Annotated in this window: 16 protein-coding genes and 1 tRNA gene; 8 read left to right on the top strand and 9 right to left on the bottom strand. The window is 70.0% G+C overall.

Annotated features, from left to right (window positions below):
* Window positions 1–6: 6 nt before the first annotated feature.
* Both JI739_RS14560 and JI739_RS14565 read left to right on the top strand, forming a co-directional pair.
* A complete protein-coding gene (locus JI739_RS14560; RefSeq protein ID WP_201684650.1) occupies window positions 7–480 on the top strand; it encodes a DUF2721 domain-containing protein in 474 nt (157 codons plus the stop codon).
* Entirely contained in the window at window positions 477–1,271 is a 795-nt protein-coding gene (locus tag JI739_RS14565) for a DODA-type extradiol aromatic ring-opening family dioxygenase (RefSeq protein ID WP_201684651.1), read from the top strand. The genes JI739_RS14560 and JI739_RS14565 overlap by 4 nt, the downstream gene beginning before the upstream one ends.
* A gap of 3 nt (window positions 1,272–1,274) precedes the next feature.
* On the opposite strand, the gene JI739_RS14570 is transcribed toward JI739_RS14565, so the two are convergent.
* Window positions 1,275–2,657, bottom strand: a complete 1,383-nt coding sequence (locus JI739_RS14570) for an MFS transporter (RefSeq protein ID WP_354003736.1) — start codon at window positions 2,655–2,657, stop codon at window positions 1,275–1,277.
* A gap of 98 nt (window positions 2,658–2,755) precedes the next feature.
* Between JI739_RS14570 and JI739_RS14575 the strand changes: the two genes are divergently transcribed.
* From JI739_RS14575 to JI739_RS14585, 3 genes are all read left to right on the top strand, one after another.
* Complete coding sequence (locus tag JI739_RS14575; protein ID WP_201684653.1) at window positions 2,756–3,706, top strand: pseudouridine-5'-phosphate glycosidase; 951 nt, start codon at window positions 2,756–2,758, stop codon at window positions 3,704–3,706.
* Between the two features lie 32 nt (window positions 3,707–3,738).
* Window positions 3,739–4,518, top strand: a complete 780-nt coding sequence (locus JI739_RS14580) for an enoyl-CoA hydratase (RefSeq protein WP_201684654.1) — start codon at window positions 3,739–3,741, stop codon at window positions 4,516–4,518.
* 36 nt (window positions 4,519–4,554) lie between these two features.
* A tRNA-Met gene (locus JI739_RS14585) sits at window positions 4,555–4,631 on the top strand.
* A 45-nt stretch (window positions 4,632–4,676) separates the two neighbouring features.
* Here the strand turns inward: JI739_RS14585 and JI739_RS14590 are convergent.
* The 6 genes from JI739_RS14590 to JI739_RS14615 form a co-directional block, all read right to left on the bottom strand.
* Window positions 4,677–6,146 (bottom strand): GntP family permease, encoded by a 1,470-nt coding sequence (locus tag JI739_RS14590; RefSeq protein WP_201684655.1) that lies wholly within the window; start codon window positions 6,144–6,146, stop codon window positions 4,677–4,679.
* Window positions 6,147–6,309: 163 nt separating this feature from the next.
* Complete coding sequence (locus tag JI739_RS14595) at window positions 6,310–7,344, bottom strand: patatin-like phospholipase family protein (RefSeq protein ID WP_201684656.1); 1,035 nt, start codon at window positions 7,342–7,344, stop codon at window positions 6,310–6,312.
* A 58-nt stretch (window positions 7,345–7,402) separates the two neighbouring features.
* Window positions 7,403–7,795: a nuclear transport factor 2 family protein gene (locus tag JI739_RS14600; RefSeq protein ID WP_201684657.1), complete on the bottom strand. Its 393-nt coding sequence runs from the start codon at window positions 7,793–7,795 to the stop codon at window positions 7,403–7,405.
* A gap of 179 nt (window positions 7,796–7,974) precedes the next feature.
* Window positions 7,975–8,940: a Bug family tripartite tricarboxylate transporter substrate binding protein gene (locus JI739_RS14605; RefSeq protein WP_201684658.1), complete on the bottom strand. Its 966-nt coding sequence runs from the start codon at window positions 8,938–8,940 to the stop codon at window positions 7,975–7,977.
* Window positions 8,941–8,969: 29 nt separating this feature from the next.
* Entirely contained in the window at window positions 8,970–9,287 is a 318-nt protein-coding gene (locus JI739_RS14610) for an AtuA-related protein (protein WP_201684659.1), read from the bottom strand.
* Window positions 9,284–10,651, bottom strand: a complete 1,368-nt coding sequence (locus tag JI739_RS14615) for an acyclic terpene utilization AtuA family protein (protein WP_201684660.1) — start codon at window positions 10,649–10,651, stop codon at window positions 9,284–9,286. Before JI739_RS14615 ends, JI739_RS14610 begins: the two co-directional genes overlap by 4 nt.
* A gap of 70 nt (window positions 10,652–10,721) precedes the next feature.
* Here JI739_RS14615 and JI739_RS14620 point away from each other — a divergent pair, with 70 nt between their 5' ends.
* The gene (locus JI739_RS14620) at window positions 10,722–11,609 is read left to right on the top strand and encodes a LysR family transcriptional regulator (RefSeq protein ID WP_201684661.1); all 888 of its coding nucleotides are present in this window, start codon (window positions 10,722–10,724) and stop codon (window positions 11,607–11,609) included.
* Window positions 11,610–11,698: 89 nt separating this feature from the next.
* Window positions 11,699–11,998 carry a DUF1330 domain-containing protein gene (locus JI739_RS14625; protein WP_201684662.1) on the top strand — a complete coding sequence of 100 codons (300 nt, stop codon included), beginning with the start codon at window positions 11,699–11,701 and terminating at the stop codon, window positions 11,996–11,998.
* A 24-nt stretch (window positions 11,999–12,022) separates the two neighbouring features.
* On the opposite strand, the gene JI739_RS14630 is transcribed toward JI739_RS14625, so the two are convergent.
* On the bottom strand, window positions 12,023–12,940 hold the full coding sequence (locus JI739_RS14630) for a hydroxyacid dehydrogenase (protein WP_201684663.1): 918 nt from the start codon (window positions 12,938–12,940) through the stop codon (window positions 12,023–12,025).
* A gap of 309 nt (window positions 12,941–13,249) precedes the next feature.
* On the opposite strand from JI739_RS14630, the gene JI739_RS14635 reads away from it, so the two are divergent.
* Window positions 13,250–14,626: a BON domain-containing protein gene (locus tag JI739_RS14635; RefSeq protein WP_201684664.1), complete on the top strand. Its 1,377-nt coding sequence runs from the start codon at window positions 13,250–13,252 to the stop codon at window positions 14,624–14,626.
* 48 nt (window positions 14,627–14,674) lie between these two features.
* Here JI739_RS14635 and JI739_RS14640 read toward each other — a convergent pair whose 3' ends face one another.
* The gene (locus JI739_RS14640) at window positions 14,675–15,673 is read right to left on the bottom strand and encodes a LysR family transcriptional regulator (protein WP_201684665.1); all 999 of its coding nucleotides are present in this window, start codon (window positions 15,671–15,673) and stop codon (window positions 14,675–14,677) included.
* Window positions 15,674–15,703: the final 30 nt, after the last annotated feature.

A 15,703-nucleotide genomic window follows, 5' to 3' on the forward strand; every position in this document is an offset into this window, starting at 1 on the left:
TCCTTCATGGCTTTTCTTCTGGACAACGCGTCCATCACCCACGGCATCCAGCTTGCCGTCGCACCCGTGTTCCTGCTCACCGCCGTCGCTGGGATGATCGGCGCCGTCGCCGGTCGGCTCGGCCGCATCATCGACCGCGGCCGCAAGCTTGAAGAAGACGCCGAGCACCTGTCGGACCCGGCTCACCTGGAGCGCGTGGCGCAGGAGCTGCGCTCGCTGCGGGTGCGGGGCCGCTTGTCCAACGGCTGCATCGGGCTGCTGACCACCTGCGCCTTCCTGATCGGCGTGACCATCATCCTGCTGTTCCTGGGCGAGGCCGCCTCGCTGCGCACCAGCCAGTACGCCATCGCGGGCTTCCTGCTCGGCGTGGTGTCCTTCCTGCTCGCGCTGCTGTGCTTCCTGGCCGAGACGCTGATCGCGACCCGGGTGCTCAACTTCCGCATCGCCGCGAAGGCTCCTCTTCAGGGAGCCTCGACATGACCATCCCGCGCCTGCCCGCGCTCTTCGTTCCGCACGGCGGCGGCCCCTCGTTCTTCATGACCGGCGAACGCAAGCGCCTGTACCAGCCCACCGAGGACTTCCTGCGCGGGGTCCACACCCTGCTGCCGGCGCGGCCCCGCGCCATCCTGCTGGCGACCGCGCACTGGGAGACGGAGATCCCGAGCTTCACCGGTGGCGAGCGACCCGGGCTGATCTACGACTACTACAACTTCCCGCCCGAGACCTACGAGCTGACCTACCCGGCGCCGGGGGATCCCGCGCTGGCGCAGCGTGCCGCGTCGCTGCTGCAGGCGGCCGGCGTCGAGTCCGCGGTCGACCCCGCCTACGGCTGGGACCATGGCGTCTTCATCCCGTTGAAGGTGATGTTCCCGGCTGCCGACATTCCGGTCGTGGCGATGTCGCTGCAGCACCGGCTCGACCCCGCCTTTCACTGCCGGCTGGGCGCAGCGCTGCGGCCGCTGCGAGACGAGGGCGTGCTGATCGTGGGATCGGGCATGAGCTACCACAACCAGCGCCACTACCCCGAAGCCGCCCCGGCCTCGCAGGCCTTCCACGACTGGCTGGACCAGGCGCTCGCGGGCGGCTGGTCCGCGCGCACCGACCGACTCGCGCAGTGGAGCGAGGCCCCGGGCGGCCGCGCCTGCCACCCGCGCGAGGAACACCTGCTGCCCTTGATGATCGCCTGCGGCGCGGGGTCTGACCTGCCCGCGCGCCGCCTGTGGCGTGGCGCGGCGGGAACCGGCACGCTCGCCGCCTGGGCGTTCGACTGAAGGTCAGCCGACGGGCACGTTGGTGATGTCGGCGCCCACGTCGTCCGGCAGGCGCCAGAACGACACCGTGGCCAAGGCACAGAACAGGCCCACCACGATGAACACCACCTGGAACTCGGCCATGCCGAGCCGGGTGTGCCCATACGCCAGCTGGGCGGTGGCCAGCACCATCGCCCCCACGGCCACCCCCAGCGCACTGGACACCTGGAAGGACATGCTCGAAAGCGACGATGCCGGTGCACGCTGCGGAGCTGGCACGTCGACGAACATGAGCGTGTTCAGCGTCGTCATCAGGATCGAGCGCAGGCAGCCCGCGAACAGCAGCAGCAGCACCAGCGGCGCCCAGGGCGTGCCCGGATCGATGAAGCCGAAGCCGCCGATCGCCAGCGCGCAGGCCAGCCCGGCGCCCACCAGCACGCGACGGAACCCGAAGCGCATCAGCAGGAACGTGGTGACCGGCTTGATCGCCAGGTTGCCGAAGAAGTAGGGCAGCAGCAGCAAGCCCGAATCGACCGCGCTCAGTCCCAGCACCAGCTGGAACAGCAGCGGCAGCAGGAAGGGCGTGGCCTGCAGGCACATGGTGGCGAAGGTGCCGCCGGTGAAGGTCGCCACCCGGAAGGAGCGCAGCGACAGCGGCGCCAGGCTGACCACCGGATGCGGCGTGCGCCGCAGATGGGCGACGGTGCCGCCGAGCACGAGCAGGCCCGCGGCCACGGCCGTCAGCGCCGGCAGGCGTGCCTGCAGGTTGCCGGTCGCATGGGCGCTCCATTCAAGCCCGCCCAGCAGCAGGATCAGCCCCGCGGCGGCACCGAGCGCACCGCCGATGTCCAGTGCCGGCACCAACGTGCGCTGGTCGCGCGGCACCCACCGGAGAATCAGCGCGATGGCCGCCAGGCCCAGCGGCACGTTGATGAAGAAATTCCAGCGCCACGAAAAGTAGGTCGTGATGAAACCGCCCAGCGGCGGCCCGATCACCGGCGCGAAGAGGGCCGGCCAGATCAGCACCGCCGTGATCCGGATCAGGTCTTCGCGGCGCGCGCCGCGCAGCGCCAGCGTGCGCCCCACCGGCATCATCAAGCCCCCACCGGCACCCTGGAGCGCCCGCGCCAGCACCAGCTCGGTGGCACTGTCGGCCAGGCCGCACAGCAAGGAGGCGACGGTGAACAGGCCGATGGCGAGCGCGAACACCCGGCGCAGGCCGAACCGTTCACCCAGCCAGGCCGCCAGGGGCAGCACGGCCGCACCGGCCAGCAGGTAGATGGTGATGGCCGCGCTCAGCGTCAGCGGCGGCACGCGCAGCGCCTGCGCCATGGCCGGCAGGGAGGTGTTGAGGATGGTGGTGTCCAGCAGCAGCATGAACAGGGCTGCCGACACGGTGAGCGTCACACGCTGCAAGAAATACTCCGGGGTGGGAAGGTGCCTTCCGAACCGCATTCTAAGAACGCTGACTACACCGGCGCCGGGCGCTGCGTCACACTGCCGGCATGAGCGCCCTGCCACCTTCTTCCCGCTGGCTGCAGCACAGTCCCGCCGTCACCGCCGCGCTCGAGGCAGGCCGGCCGCTGGTCGCGCTGGAGTCCACCCTCATCGCCCACGGCATGCCCTACCCGCAGAACGTGCAGACGGCGCGCGAGGTCGAGGCGCTGGTCCGGGCCCGCGGCGCCGAGCCCGCCACCGTCGCGCTGATGGGCGGGCGCATCCGCATCGGCCTGTCCGATGACGAGCTCGATCTGCTGGGCCGCTCGCGCGATGCGACCAAGGTCAGCCGGCGCGACCTGCCCGGCGTGCTGAGCCGCGGCGCCGTGGGCGCGACCACCGTCGCGGCCACCATGATCTGCGCCGCCCTGGCGGGCATCGAAGTCTTCGTCACCGGCGGCATCGGCGGCGTGCACCGGGGCGCCTGCGAAACCTTCGACATCTCGGCCGACCTGCAGGAGCTGGCCCGCACCTCGGTGGCGGTGGTCTGCGCCGGGGCCAAGTCCATCCTCGACATCGGCCTCACGCTGGAGTACCTGGAGACACACGGCGTACCGGTGCTCAGCTGCGAGCAGGACGATTTCGCGGCGTTCTATACGCGCGAAAGCGGCTTCCGCGCCGACCTGCGACTGGACACGGCCGACGCACAGGCGCGCTTCATCCGCACCAAGTGGGACCTCGGCCTGGCCGGCGGCGTGGTGCTGAGCACGCCGGTGCCGCAGGCCGCGGCGATGGAGCGGGGCGAGATCGATGGGCTGATCGCGCAGGCCCTGGCCGGGGCCCGTGCGCAGGGCATCACCGGCAAGGCTGTCACGCCCTTCCTGCTGGACCGCCTCAGGACGCTCACCGGCGGTCGCAGCCTGGCCACCAACATCGCCCTCATCAAGCACAACGCCGAGGTCGGCGCCCGGCTGGCGGTGGCTCTCGCACGCATCGGGCCGGCCGACCTGCTGGAGTAAAGTGCCCCGCTTTCGCAACCCGAGGAGACGCGATGGCTCATGAGTTCATCCAGGTACGCACCGAGGCCGGCAAGGTCGGCATCGTGCAGCTCGACCGGCCCAAGCAGCTCAACGCGCTCAACGAGCCGCTGATGGACGAGCTCGGCGCGGCGCTCAAGGCCTTCGACGCCGACCCGGCCATCGGCTGCATGATCGTCACCGGCAGTGAGAAGGCCTTCGCGGCCGGGGCCGACATCGGCGCCATGGCCGGCTACAGCTTCGCCGACACCTATGGCCGCGACTACATCACCCGCAATTGGGAAACCGTGCGCACCATCCGCAAGCCGGTCATCGCGGCGGTGAGCGGCTTTGCCCTGGGCGGTGGGTGCGAGCTGGCCATGATGTGCGACTTCATCATCGCCGCCGACAACGCCCGCTTCGGCCAGCCGGAGATCAAGCTGGGCATCATTCCCGGCGCCGGCGGCACCCAGCGCCTGCCGCGCGCGGTGGGCAAGGCCAAGGCCATGGACATGGCCCTCACCGGTCGCATGATGGACGCCGCCGAAGCGGAACGCTCGGGCCTGGTGAGCCGGGTGGTGGCCGTCGACAAGCTCATGGATGAAGCGCTGGGCGCGGCCCTGGTGATCTGCGAGTTCTCGCAGCTGGCCACGATGGCGGCCAAGGAATCGGTCAACCGGGCATTCGAAAGCGGGCTGTCGGACGGGGTGATGTTCGAGCGGCGCCTGTTCCACGCGCTCTTCGCCACGGCCGACCAGAAGGAAGGCATGGACGCCTTCGTGAACAAGCGCAAGCCCCACTTCCAGAACCGCTGAACCGCTTTTTGCTTGGTCTATAATCGCGGTCTTCTCGGCGCTTTAGCTCAGTCGGTTAGAGCGATGGAATCATAATCCACAGGTCCGCGGTTCGAGTCCGTGAAGCGCCACCAAATCAAACCCCTTGCAGGTTGCCCTGCAAGGGGTTTTTCGTTGGGTCAGAACGATCCGAACACCGTCCCCAGCGTGACGACCAGCGCCAGCGCGGCCAGCGGCGAGAGCACCGCCACCACCAGGATGTCGAGGTACGACTGGCGGTGCGTGAGGTTGCAGATCGCCAGCAACGTGATCACCGCCCCGTTGTGAGGCAGGGCATCCAGACCGCCCGTGGCGATGGCGGTCACCCGGTGCAGCAGGTCCGGGGCGATGCCGGCGGCGCGGCCCATCTCCAGGTAGGTGTCTCCCAGCGTCTGCAGGGCGATGCTCATGCCGCCCGAAGCCGACCCCGTGATGCCCGCGAGCAGGTTGACCGCGATGGATAACGAGATCAACGGGTTGCCCGGCGCGATGCCCAGGACGGCGTCGCGGATCAGCGCGAACCCGGCCAGGGAGGCGATGACCGCGCCGTAGCCGACCTGGGACGCGGTGTTGAAGATCGGCAGCACCGCGGCGCTGGCACCCGCGTCGAGCGTCGCCTTCAGGGTCGCCAGGCTGCGGTGGGCGAGCAAGACCAGCAGCAGGTTGGACAGGGTCAGCGCGGCGATGATGGCCCACGTCCCGCGCACCGTTTCCAGCCTCGTGGCGCCGTAAAGCGGACTGGCCAGGTAACCGGTGTCGATCCGGGGCAATAGCTGGACACTGAAAAGCCAATTGAGCACCACCACGGCCACGATGGGCGCAATGGCTTGCCCGAAGCCCGGCAAGTGGGCCGGCGGCGCAACGCCGCCCACGTGGCCCAGTTCCGCGATGTCATGGCCCTTGCCCTGCGCATGAGGTCGCACGTTGCGGGGAACGGCCGCGGAAGCGTCGGGAGCGTCGGGAGCGTGGCCATAGCCTTCGCCGGCGATCGACGCGCGTCGAGCCCGCCACAGCAACCATGCCGCGCCCAGCCCCAGCATGACCACGCCGGCGATCAGCCCCAGCCCCGGCGCCGCGAACGGCGTGGTGCCGAAGTACGGCATGGGGATCGCGTTCTGGATGGCCGGCGTGCCGGGCAGCGCCGTCATGGTGAAGGTGAAGGCGCCCAGCGCGATGGTTCCAGGGATCAGGCGCTTGGGCACGTCCACCGCGCGAAAGAGTTCCACCGCGATCGGGTAGACGGCGAACGCCACCACGAAGAGCGACACGCCGCCGTAGGTGAGCACCGCGCAGGCCAGCACGATGGCGAGCACTGCGCGCCTCGAGCCCAGCCACTGCACGATGCGCTGCGCGATCACGCGTGCCGCGCCGGAGTCCTCCATCAGCTTGCCGAAGATGGCCCCCAACAGGAACAGCGGAAAGAACAGCGCGACGAAGTTACCCAGTCCTGTCATGAACACTTGGGTGTAGCTCGCCAGCAGCGGCGCCCCCGGGCTCAGGAGCACGGCCAGCAGCGCCATCGCCGGCGCCAGGATCAGCACGCTGATGCCGCGGTAGGCCAGGACCATCAGCAGCACGAGTGACAAGAGGATGGCGGCGATGCTCAGCATGGGCCCGCCGCGCGAAAGCCGCAGTCGACGGCAGGCGCGATCCGTGCGGCTGCCCTGCGGCCCGGACAGCATCGACAGGCTGCGCGAATGAGGGGCTGGAATCCGTCCATCCCCACATTGTGTGGTGCCGGTCGAGCCACAGCGGCGTCGACCGTTCCAGCCTTCAGTCGATCGGCTCCGGCAGACGGAGGGTCGATCGTCGGCCCAAGTGGGTGAAGTTCGCGTCCAGCCACCCGCACGCGGCTTGATAACCGACGCCGTGCAGGCGAGTGAGGAAGGACCACGCGGTGTTGACCTTGCTGCGCGCGCCAAGCCGCGAGAGCTCGGCGTCCGCATGGATGCGATGCAGCTTCAGCCTCGCGATCTGTCCGAACAGTGTTGCGCGTCCGCCCGCCGGTGGCACGCCTTCCTGTTCCAGCACGCGCTGCAGCAGGGTCAAGGTGCGCAGTTCCTTGACCAGGCTGCTGTTGAACGTGATCTCGTTGATCCGGTCCAGGATGTCGGGCACCCGTAGCGGCAGTGCGTCGCGGCGCGACGGATTGATCTGCACCAGCACCAGGTCGTGTGCCGGACTCTCCGCCACCAGTGGCAGCAGGGACGGGTTGGCCACATAACCGCCATCCCAATACGCCTCGCCGTCGATCTCCACGGGCCGGAACAGCAAGGGCAGGCAGGCCGATGCCATCACGGCGTCCGTCGACAGTTGCGGCTGGCGGAACTCCTTCAACTCGCCGGTGCGGACGTTGGTGGCCGAGACGAACAGGCGCACCTTGTCGCAAGCCCGCACGCGATCGAAATTCACCTCGCTGGCGACGATGTCGCGCAGCGGGTTCAGGTCCAGCGGGTTCAACTGCTGCGGGCCCAGTGAACGGCCCAGCCAATCGAGGTAGAAGTGCAGGGGTGAGCCTTCGATCGGCCAATGACCGAACAGCGCGGCCACGCTATGGACGTGCCCCGATGCATTGCTCACGCGGCTCCAGAAGCGCGACAGGGCCTGCCGCGCTCCCTTGCGCCCGGCGATCATCAGACCGTCCGCGAGCACCACGGCGTTGAGGGCGCCGGCGCTGGTCCCGCTGATTCCGCGAATCTCGATGCGCTCGTCCTCGAGCAGGCGCTCGAGCACGCCCCAGGTGAACGCGCCGTGCGCACCACCACCTTGCAGTGCCAGGTCGATGTGTTTGCGGGCCCTGGTAGCCATGGGCCCAGCTTAATGGAGCGTGCCGCCGCGTGGGCCGCTCCGCCTGCGAGCTGCGAAATCAGCCCATCAACTTCGTCCACTGTCCGGTGTCGGTGAACCCCTGAAAGGTCACCACCTTGCCTTCGCTGAACCGGTAGATGTGGCAAAACGGCGCGTCGAGTTTCTGCCCGCCGTCCTTCGCCGTGCCACCGAAGCGGCCCAGCACCACCACCTGGTCGCCGCCGTCGATGAACGTGTGGGGGGTCGCACTGAAATCGTCGAACGCCGCGACCACTCGACCCAACACACCCTCGCCCACCGCTTGCGCACTCCGGTAGGGGTTCCGGTCGGCCAAGGGCATCCCCTCCGGCTCGTTCCAGGCCACGGACGCATCGAACGTGCCCAGGAGCACCGATGGGTCATTTCTGCCGAATGCGGCGTACGCGTCCTTGATCGTGTCGACAGGCGTCATGTGAGCCTCCGGGGCTGGTGCGGGGACATGCAATATGGCACGCCGACTCGACCGCCCCGCGGTGTTTTGTGTCCAAGCGTCAACGCCCGTCGGCCGCGGATGTCCGAACCTCCAAAAAGAAAAAGACCCCTTGCAGGGTTGGCCCTGCAAGAGGTCTCGCACGGGATCCGATCCGGCCGTTACTGCGGCTCGATCCCGGCGTCCTTGATGGCCTTGGCCCACTTGGCTGTCTCGCGCTTGCTGCGCTCGGCCAGGGCCTGCGGCGAAGCCGGCTCCACGGTGAAGCCGATGGCCGCGAACTTCTCCTGGATGTCCTTGCTCTGCGCGGCGGCGTTCACCGCCTGGTTGAGCTTGTTCACGATCTCGGTCGGCGTGCCGGCCGGGGCGAACACCGCGAAGTAGGCGATGAGTTCGTAGTCCTTCAGGCCCAGCGCCTCGTTGACCGTGGGCAGCTCGGGGACGGCCGGCGAGCGCTTGCTGGACGTCACGGCCAACCCGCGCACCTTGCCGGCCTTGACCTGCGGCAGCATGACCGCGAAGTCGGCGCTGAACATCATCACCTGGCCACCGATCAGGTCGGTCATGGCCGCCGGGCCACTCTTGTAGGGCACGTTGGTCATCTTGATGCCGGCCATGCCGTTCAACATCTCGGTGGACACCAGCTGCGAGGTGCTGGCGCTGGCGAAGGTGACGTGGCCGGGCTTGCCCTTGGCCAGGTCCACCAGCTCCTTGAGGTTCTTGGCCGGCACGTCGTTGTTCACCGCCATGATCAGCGGCACCGAGCCCATGTAGGCCACCGGGGCGAAGGCGGTGTCCTGGTCGTAGGGCAGCTGCTTCATCAGGCTTTTCAGCGCCGCGTTGGTGCTGTTGGTGCCGATCAGGATGGTGTAGCCGTCCGGCGTGGCCTTGGCCACGTCCGCGGCGCCCAGCATGCCGTTCACGCCCGGCTTGTTGTCGATGATGACGGGCTGGCCGAGTGTCTCGGCCATCTTCTGCGCGAAGGCGCGGCCGATCTGGTCGGTGGCGCTGCCGGCCGCGAAGGGCACGACGGCGCGAATCGGCTTGGCCGGGTAACTCTGCGCGGCGGCCGATCCGGCCCACAGCAGGGCGGCGGACAGGACGGCGAGTCGGCGGGTGATGGGCATGCAAGTCTCCTTTGTTGAAGTGAGCGAGTCTAGGGAAGCTGGATGGGCAACTGCAACAGCAGGAACGACAGTCCCTTGCCGTGCGCGTCGATGTTGAGCGAGCCGTTCACGCCGCCGTCCAGCACCTCGTCGATGACGAAGTTCATGGCGTGCAGGCGGGGCAGCAGGTAGCGCTTGACGGCACTCGGGCGGCGGTGCGCGAACAGCTGCGCGACCCGGGCTTCATTGACCTGCTCGATCAGCAGCGGCCAGTGCGCCGGGTCGTAGGCGATGACGCTGATCGAGCAGCGGTTGCCCTTGTCGCCGGTGCGACCGTGGGCCAGCTGGTGCAGGGCGACGGTGTTCATTGGACGAAGCTCCAGCGCGGGGCCAGCCACTCGCGTGGCACGTAGCACGAATCACTGGACAGGCGCGGCGTGACCTGCGTGCGCACGCCGCCGCCACCGGCAGGGCCGCAGGTGTAGAGCGCGGTCACCTCGCGCACCAGGGCCTCGGCCTGTTCGCGCGAGCCGCAAGTGGCCGCCACGCGCAGCCGCACCTCGGGCGCTCCGGCCGGCAGCTCGGCGCCTTCCCACCAGCGACCGGCGTCGTCGGGGAAGACGCTGGCCACGCCGATCAGGTCGCAGCGCAGGGCCGCCGGCGGGGCGGGCAGGCGCCGCGCGCGTTCACGCACCACCTGTCCCGCCAGCTGCGCGCGCGCCGCCGCCTGCGGACCGGCATAGGAAATCCCTCCCTCGGCCAGCCAGCCGCCTTCGTAGCAGACGGTGGCTTTCAGGGTGGCCGGCGCGGGATGGCCGCGCACGCCGCGCACCTCGACGCGGTCCTTGCCGAGCTGCGTCAGTTCGACCTCGCGCAGATCGGCCACCACATCGGGCGTGAGATAGGCGAAGGGATCGTGGATCTCGTAGAGCAATTGCTCGGCGACGGTGCGCCGGTCCACCAGTCCGCCGGTGTCGTCGGCCTTGGTCACGACCAGGCGGCCATCGGCCTGCACCTCGACGATGGGAAAGCCGACATCGGCCAGCCCCGGCACATCCTTGAACCCCGGATCGGCGAAATAGCCGCCGGTGACCTGCGCGCCGCATTCCAGCAGATGGCCCGCCATGGTGCCGGCGGCGAGGCGGTCCCAGTCGTCATCGGACCAGCCGAAGTGGGCCAGCAGCGGCCCCAGCGCCAGCGCCGGATCGGCCACGCGGCCGGTGACCACCACCTGCGCGCCGGCCCGCAGCGCAGCCGCGATCTCCTGCGCACCCAGGTAGGCATTGGCGCTGACCAGTTCACGCCCCTGCAGGGGCAAGGGCAACAAGCCCTGCAGGGCGCCGGGTGCCAGCGCGGACAGCAGGTCGTCGCCCTCCACCACCGCCACCTTCAGCTTGCCCAGGCCCAGCTCGCGCGCCAGCGCCTGCACCTGGCCGGCGGCACCCGCCGGGTTGGCGGCGCCGAAGTTGCCCACGATGGGAATTCCGGACTGCACGCACAGGGCCAGCACCGGCCGCAGGTACTCGGCCAGGGACGGCTCCCAACCCACGTCGGGCCGAGAGCGACGGCGAAGCTGGGCCAGCGCGAGCGTGCGCTCGGCCAGTGTTTCGTACATCAGCACCGCCGGACCGCCGCGCGCGACGAGCGTGCGCGCGACGGGCAGGCCGGCGTCCCAGCGGTCGCCCGAGAAGCCGGCGCCGCAGCCGATGCGAAGCAGGGGTGGGTTGTCCATGGGGCGCATCCTCCGGCGGCCCGGCCGATTCGTAAAATGGATTTTTCGGATGAATTCATCCGCCACGCCAATGAATCTGTCGGATCGTGACCTCGAGGCCTTCCTGGCCCTGGCGGACACCCACCACTTCACCCGCGCGGCCGAGCGCTGCCATCTGTCGCAGAGCGCGTTCAGCCAGAAGATCGCGCGCATCGAGGCCGCCGCCGGGGTGCGCCTGTTCGAGCGGTCCACCCGGCAGGTCGCGCTCACGCCCGAGGGCGAAGCCTTCGCCGAGGAGGTGCGGCGCATCCGCAGCGACCTGCAGCACGCGCTGGCCCACCTGCGCGACATGGCCACGCGGCGCATCGGCAAGGTGGCCGTCGCCGCCCTGCCCTCGGCGGCCGCGGTGTGGATGCCACCCGTGATCGCGCGCTACGGCGCCGCCTGGCCGCAGGTGCGGGTGCAACTGTTCGATGCGCTGGCCGATCACGGGCTCGACCTCTTGCGGGCCGGCACCGTGGACATGGCCATCACCGCCGGCGCCGACCTGCGCGAATTCGACCTGCTGCCGCTGAAGAAGGAAGGCTTCTGGCTGGTGTGCCCGCCCGACCATGCGTTGGCCGGCAAGTCCCGCGTCACGCTGGCGCAGCTGAAGGGCCAGCCCTTCATCCACCTGGCGCGCAGCAGCAGCGTGCGCCAGCGCCTGGAAGCAGCCTGGCCCGGTGCACTCGAGCAGCCCGGGGCGCTGGAGGTCGAGCACCTGGCCACCGTCGCCGCGCTGGTGGCGCACGGCGTGGGCGTGAGCGTGGTACCCGGGCTCACGCTGTTCCACTTCCAGCGCGCGGGGCTGGCCTGCGTGCCGGTGCGTGATACGGGCCTGGCACGGCCGATCTGGCTGGCCAGGCGAAAAGGCAAGGCGCTATCGGCAGCGGCGCAGGCGATGACGGCGGAGATCGTGGCGCAGGCGAAGAAGCGCTGATCCGCGGCGATCGGCACCCTGGTCCGTGCCGGTGGTTGTTGTCCGGCCCTTCCATAATCCGCTGCTCCAACCACGAAAGCACTCGAACCATGCCCAAGGCCTACTGGATTGCCGTGTACCGCTCCATCAACGACCCCGCCGCACTGCTCGAGTATGGGAAGCTCGCAGGCCCGGCCCTGCAGGCGGCCGGTGGCCGCTTCCTGGCGCGCGGCTTGCCCGCCATTGCCTATGAGGCGGGCTTGAAGGAGCGCACCGTCCTCATCGAGTTCGACAGCGTGGAACAGGCGATCGCCGCCCATGACGGCGCGGGCTACCAGGCCGCGCTTCAAGCCCTGGGCGACGCGGCGGAGCGGGACGTGCGCATCATCGAATCGATGCCATCACGGTGAGGGGGCCAGCGGCGGCGAGGCGCCTCACCGCAGCGCTTCGAGCACCTTCGACGCCACCAGGCTGCTCACCCGCTCGTTCGCCTCCACGCTGAGTCCCGCGATGTGCGGCGTCAGCAGCAGATTGGGGCACCCCCTGAATTGATCGGCCCGCACCAGCGGCTCTTCGGCGAATACGTCCAGCGCGGCCCCTGCGAGCTGGCCGCTTCGCAAGGCCGACACCAGCGCCTGCTCGTCGACGATGCCGCCGCGCGCGGTGTTGATCAGGATGGCACCCTTCTTCATGCCCGCGATGCGGCGCGCATCGAGCAGTTGCCGCGTCGCGTCCGTGAGCGGGACGTGCAGGCTCACGACGTCGGCTTCGGCCAGCAGGTCGTCGAGCGAACGTGCCGGCACGCCTGCCGCGCGCAGGGCCTCCTCGCCGCCCGCCCGGGTGAAAGCCGCCACCCGCATGCCCAGGGCCCTGGCCAGCCGCGCGGTCTGCTGGCCGATGGAGCCGAAGCCGACCAGGCCCAGGGTCTTGCCGGCCAGCTCACGGCCCTGGGAGAGCGCATGGCGCGGCCACTGCCCGGCGGCGACCGATTCGGTGGAGCCATAGGCGCCTCGCAGCAGGAGCATCGCGGTGGCGACCACGTACTCGGCGACGCTGTGCGCGTTGGCGCCGGTCGCCGGGATGACCTGGATGCCCCGTGCGGCGCAACCCTCGACGTCGATGTTGTCCAGCCCGACGCCCAGGCGGCCCACCACCTTGCAGCGGCCCAGGGCGGCCAGCAGCTCGCCTCTCACCTGCGTGCGGTTGCGAACGATGAGGGCATCGCAGGTGGGCGCCTCGTCCAGCAGGCGGGTGGCGTCGTCCACCAGTCCGGGGTCGTAGGCCACCTCGTGGGCCGCACGCAGGCCGTCGACGGCGGTGTCGTCCATGAACTCGGTGATGAGGATGCGCATGGGGTGATCCTTCGGGGCAGCCGACCCGATGCGGGTCGCGGTCGTGGCGCTGCCGTCGAAGGAGTTTCGCAGACCGCAGCCTCGTGCTGGTCAGCGTGGCCGAGAACCGGGGACTCACGGCTGACCCCGCTGGACGACGCGGGTGCCGGGCCAGGATGGCTCCGCGGAGGGCAGGCGTCCTACCCCTATCGGCTCATTTCGGAGGCCACGTGCCGCAGTCCTCGGAACGATCATGGCGCCACACGCAGGGCGGCCCCGGACTTTCCTCCACGGCCGCCCTTTTCCCGGACACCGAACAGGAGAGACCCGATGAACCTCAAGAGCATGAAGACGATGACGGCCGCATCCTCCGCGGTCGTGTTGCTGGCGCTCGCCGGCTGCGACCAGCAGAAGGACGTCGCCGAGGCCCGCCAGGACCTGCAGCAGGCGCAGCAGACCGCGCCGCAGAAGGTGCAGGAAGCCCAGCTGGAGGCACGACAAGAGGTCGTGGAAGCCCGCAAGGAAGCCGTCGAGCAGCAGATCGAGGCGCGCGCCGAGGCCCAGCAGGACGTGCAGGGGGCACGCCAGGACGTGCAGGAAGCTCGCCAGGAACTGCAGCAATCGCAGCAGGAGTTGCAGCAGGCCAGGACCCAGGTGCCGGAGCAAGTCCAGCAGGCCGGGCAGGAAGCCCGCAAGGAGGCGCGGCAGGACGTGAATGAGCTGCAGCAGAAGGTCCAGCAGGCTCGCGAGGAGCTGCAGCAAACGGAGCAGAAGCTGCAGCAGGCACAGTCGCGTGTCCCGCAGGAGGTCCAGCAGGCCGAGCAGCAAGCCAGGACGGAGGCGCAGCAAGAGGTGCAGCAGGCCCAGCAGGAAGTCGCGGCGGCGCGCAAGCAGCTGGACGAGGCGCAGCAGGAGCTGCGGCAGGCCCAATCCCAGGTGCCGCAGCAAGTGCAGCAGGCGCAACAGGCCGCGCAGCAGAACGTGCAGGAGGCGCGCCAGGAGGCCCAGCAGGAGGTGCAGCAGGCCCGCCAGGAGGCGCAGCAGGACATCCGCGAAGCCCGCCAGGACCTCGCCGAGGCGCGTGCCGAGCGGCGCGAGGAGCAGCAGCAGGCTAGCCAGGCGACCACCGGCACCACGCCGGCCGCCTCGTCCAGCAGCCTCGCGGCTTCCGCGGGCGCAGGTTCCGGCGACAGCATGAGCGACAACACCCGCTCGATGGGCGCCGGTTCGTCGCCTGCACCGCTCGAGGTGAAGGAGCAGTCGGCGGCCAGCGGCTCCGGCTCCACCCCGAGCACGAGCACGAGCACGAGCACGAGCACGATGGGTGCGGCGAGTGCCCCGGCCACGTCCTCGGGCGCGGCCACGGGCAGCTCCAGCTCCTCGAGCCCATCGTCGACCGGCTCGCAGGGATCGGCCGGCCTGCTCGGCGACCCCGGCATCACCGCCAAGGTGAACACGGGGCTGTCCCTCGACCGTCGCCTGAGCGCCGCCGGCATCAACGTGGACACCAAGGACGGTGTCGTCACGCTCAAGGGCAACGCGCCCACCGAAGACGCGAAGCGACAGGCCGGCGAGATCGCCCGCTACATCGAGGGCGTGAAGGAGGTCAAGAACCAGCTGGAGGTGAAGCAGGCCAGCGCCGCGGGCTCCGGCGCCACCGGTGGCACCTCTTCGATGGGTGCGGGCGGGAGCGCCAGCAACCGCTGATGCGGCTGCGCGGCGGCGATCCCGAGCCGCGCGAGCGGCAAGGCCGGGTCATCGGACCCGGCTTTTTTTCGCCGGGACCGGCGGCGATGCATCCGGCTTCGGGGCTGCGGGCACGGCGAAGCCCTTGTCGAACCACGCCCGCAGGTGGCGCACCAGCGCATCCACCGCGCGCGGCACCTGAGGCGCATACGGCCGCAGCGCGTAGATGCGGTCGGCGAAGGTGCCGGTGGGGCGCCAGGCCGGCAGCACCCGCACCAGCTGCCCCGACTGCAGCAGCGTCATCGCCGAGAAATCCGGAATGAGCGCGATGCCCAGCCCCTCGAGGGCCGCGTCGCGCAGCACCTCGCTGTTGTTGGCGGCCAGCGGCCCCTTCACCGCCACGGACACGCGCCGGCCCGCCTTGGTGCCGGCGCCGCGCTCCAGCGACCACACCGCCTCGTCGCGCCCGCGCGGATAGTGCAGGCAGGCATGCGCCGCCAGGTCCTCGGGCCTGGCCGGCGGCGGGTGCCGCTCCAGGTACGACGGCGAGGCCACCAGCACGGACGTGGTGCGGCACAGCTCCCAGGCGACATGCGTGTCGGGTGCGGCGGCGGCATGGCGGATGGCCAGGTCGAAGCCTTCCGATGCCATGGAGCTGAGCCGGTCCGACAGTTCGAGCTCGACGCGAATGCTCGGGTGCCCGGCCAGGAACCGCGCGACCGCCGGCACCAGGTGCTGGCGGGCCAGCGCCACGGGCGCCGTCACCCGCACCAGGCCCTGCGGCTCGGCGGCGGCGTCGCGCGCGCCGGCGAAGCTCTGCGCGATGGCGTCATAGGAGGCGCGGATGCCGCTCACCAGGTGCTGCCCCGTCTGCGTCAGCTGCATGCTGCGGGTGGTGCGGCGCACCAGCGGCACGCCCACCGCCTTCTCCAGCTCGGCGATGCGCTGGCTCATGGCAGCCTTGCTCACCTGCAGCCGCGCCGCCGCCGCGGTGTAGCTGCCCTGCTCGGCCAGCACCGTGAGCCAGTGCAGGTGGTTCCAGAGGCCTTCGACTTTTCTGCTTTCCATCGACGCATTGTTCACGATGGCGAACAGTGA

Origin of the sequence: Ramlibacter aurantiacus, from assembly GCF_016722895.1 — a bacterium.
Lineage (GTDB): Bacteria > Pseudomonadota > Gammaproteobacteria > Burkholderiales > Burkholderiaceae_C > Ramlibacter > Ramlibacter aurantiacus.

What these genes read in the sequence shown, in the direction of transcription:
- JI739_RS14610 (WP_201684659.1), bottom strand. Translation starts at nt 9,287, where the DNA reads ATGAACACCGTCGCCCTGCACCAGCTGGCCCACGGTCGCACCGGCGAC.
- JI739_RS14630 (WP_201684663.1), bottom strand. Translation starts at nt 12,940, where the DNA reads ATGCGCATCCTCATCACCGAGTTCATGGACGACACCGCCGTCGACGGC.
- JI739_RS14600 (WP_201684657.1), bottom strand. Translation starts at nt 7,795, where the DNA reads ATGACGCCTGTCGACACGATCAAGGACGCGTACGCCGCATTCGGCAGA.
- JI739_RS14590 (WP_201684655.1), bottom strand. Translation starts at nt 6,146, where the DNA reads ATGCTGAGCATCGCCGCCATCCTCTTGTCACTCGTGCTGCTGATGGTC.
- JI739_RS14640 (WP_201684665.1), bottom strand. Translation starts at nt 15,673, where the DNA reads ATGGAAAGCAGAAAAGTCGAAGGCCTCTGGAACCACCTGCACTGGCTC.
- JI739_RS14605 (WP_201684658.1), bottom strand. Translation starts at nt 8,940, where the DNA reads ATGCCCATCACCCGCCGACTCGCCGTCCTGTCCGCCGCCCTGCTGTGG.
- JI739_RS14620 (WP_201684661.1), top strand. Translation starts at nt 10,722, where the DNA reads ATGAATCTGTCGGATCGTGACCTCGAGGCCTTCCTGGCCCTGGCGGAC.
- JI739_RS14595 (WP_201684656.1), bottom strand. Translation starts at nt 7,344, where the DNA reads ATGGCTACCAGGGCCCGCAAACACATCGACCTGGCACTGCAAGGTGGT.
- JI739_RS14625 (WP_201684662.1), top strand. Translation starts at nt 11,699, where the DNA reads ATGCCCAAGGCCTACTGGATTGCCGTGTACCGCTCCATCAACGACCCC.
- JI739_RS14560 (WP_201684650.1), top strand. Translation starts at nt 7, where the DNA reads ATGGCTTTTCTTCTGGACAACGCGTCCATCACCCACGGCATCCAGCTT.
- JI739_RS14635 (WP_201684664.1), top strand. Translation starts at nt 13,250, where the DNA reads ATGAACCTCAAGAGCATGAAGACGATGACGGCCGCATCCTCCGCGGTC.
- JI739_RS14565 (WP_201684651.1), top strand. Translation starts at nt 477, where the DNA reads ATGACCATCCCGCGCCTGCCCGCGCTCTTCGTTCCGCACGGCGGCGGC.
- JI739_RS14615 (WP_201684660.1), bottom strand. Translation starts at nt 10,651, where the DNA reads ATGGACAACCCACCCCTGCTTCGCATCGGCTGCGGCGCCGGCTTCTCG.
- JI739_RS14580 (WP_201684654.1), top strand. Translation starts at nt 3,739, where the DNA reads ATGGCTCATGAGTTCATCCAGGTACGCACCGAGGCCGGCAAGGTCGGC.
- JI739_RS14575 (WP_201684653.1), top strand. Translation starts at nt 2,756, where the DNA reads ATGAGCGCCCTGCCACCTTCTTCCCGCTGGCTGCAGCACAGTCCCGCC.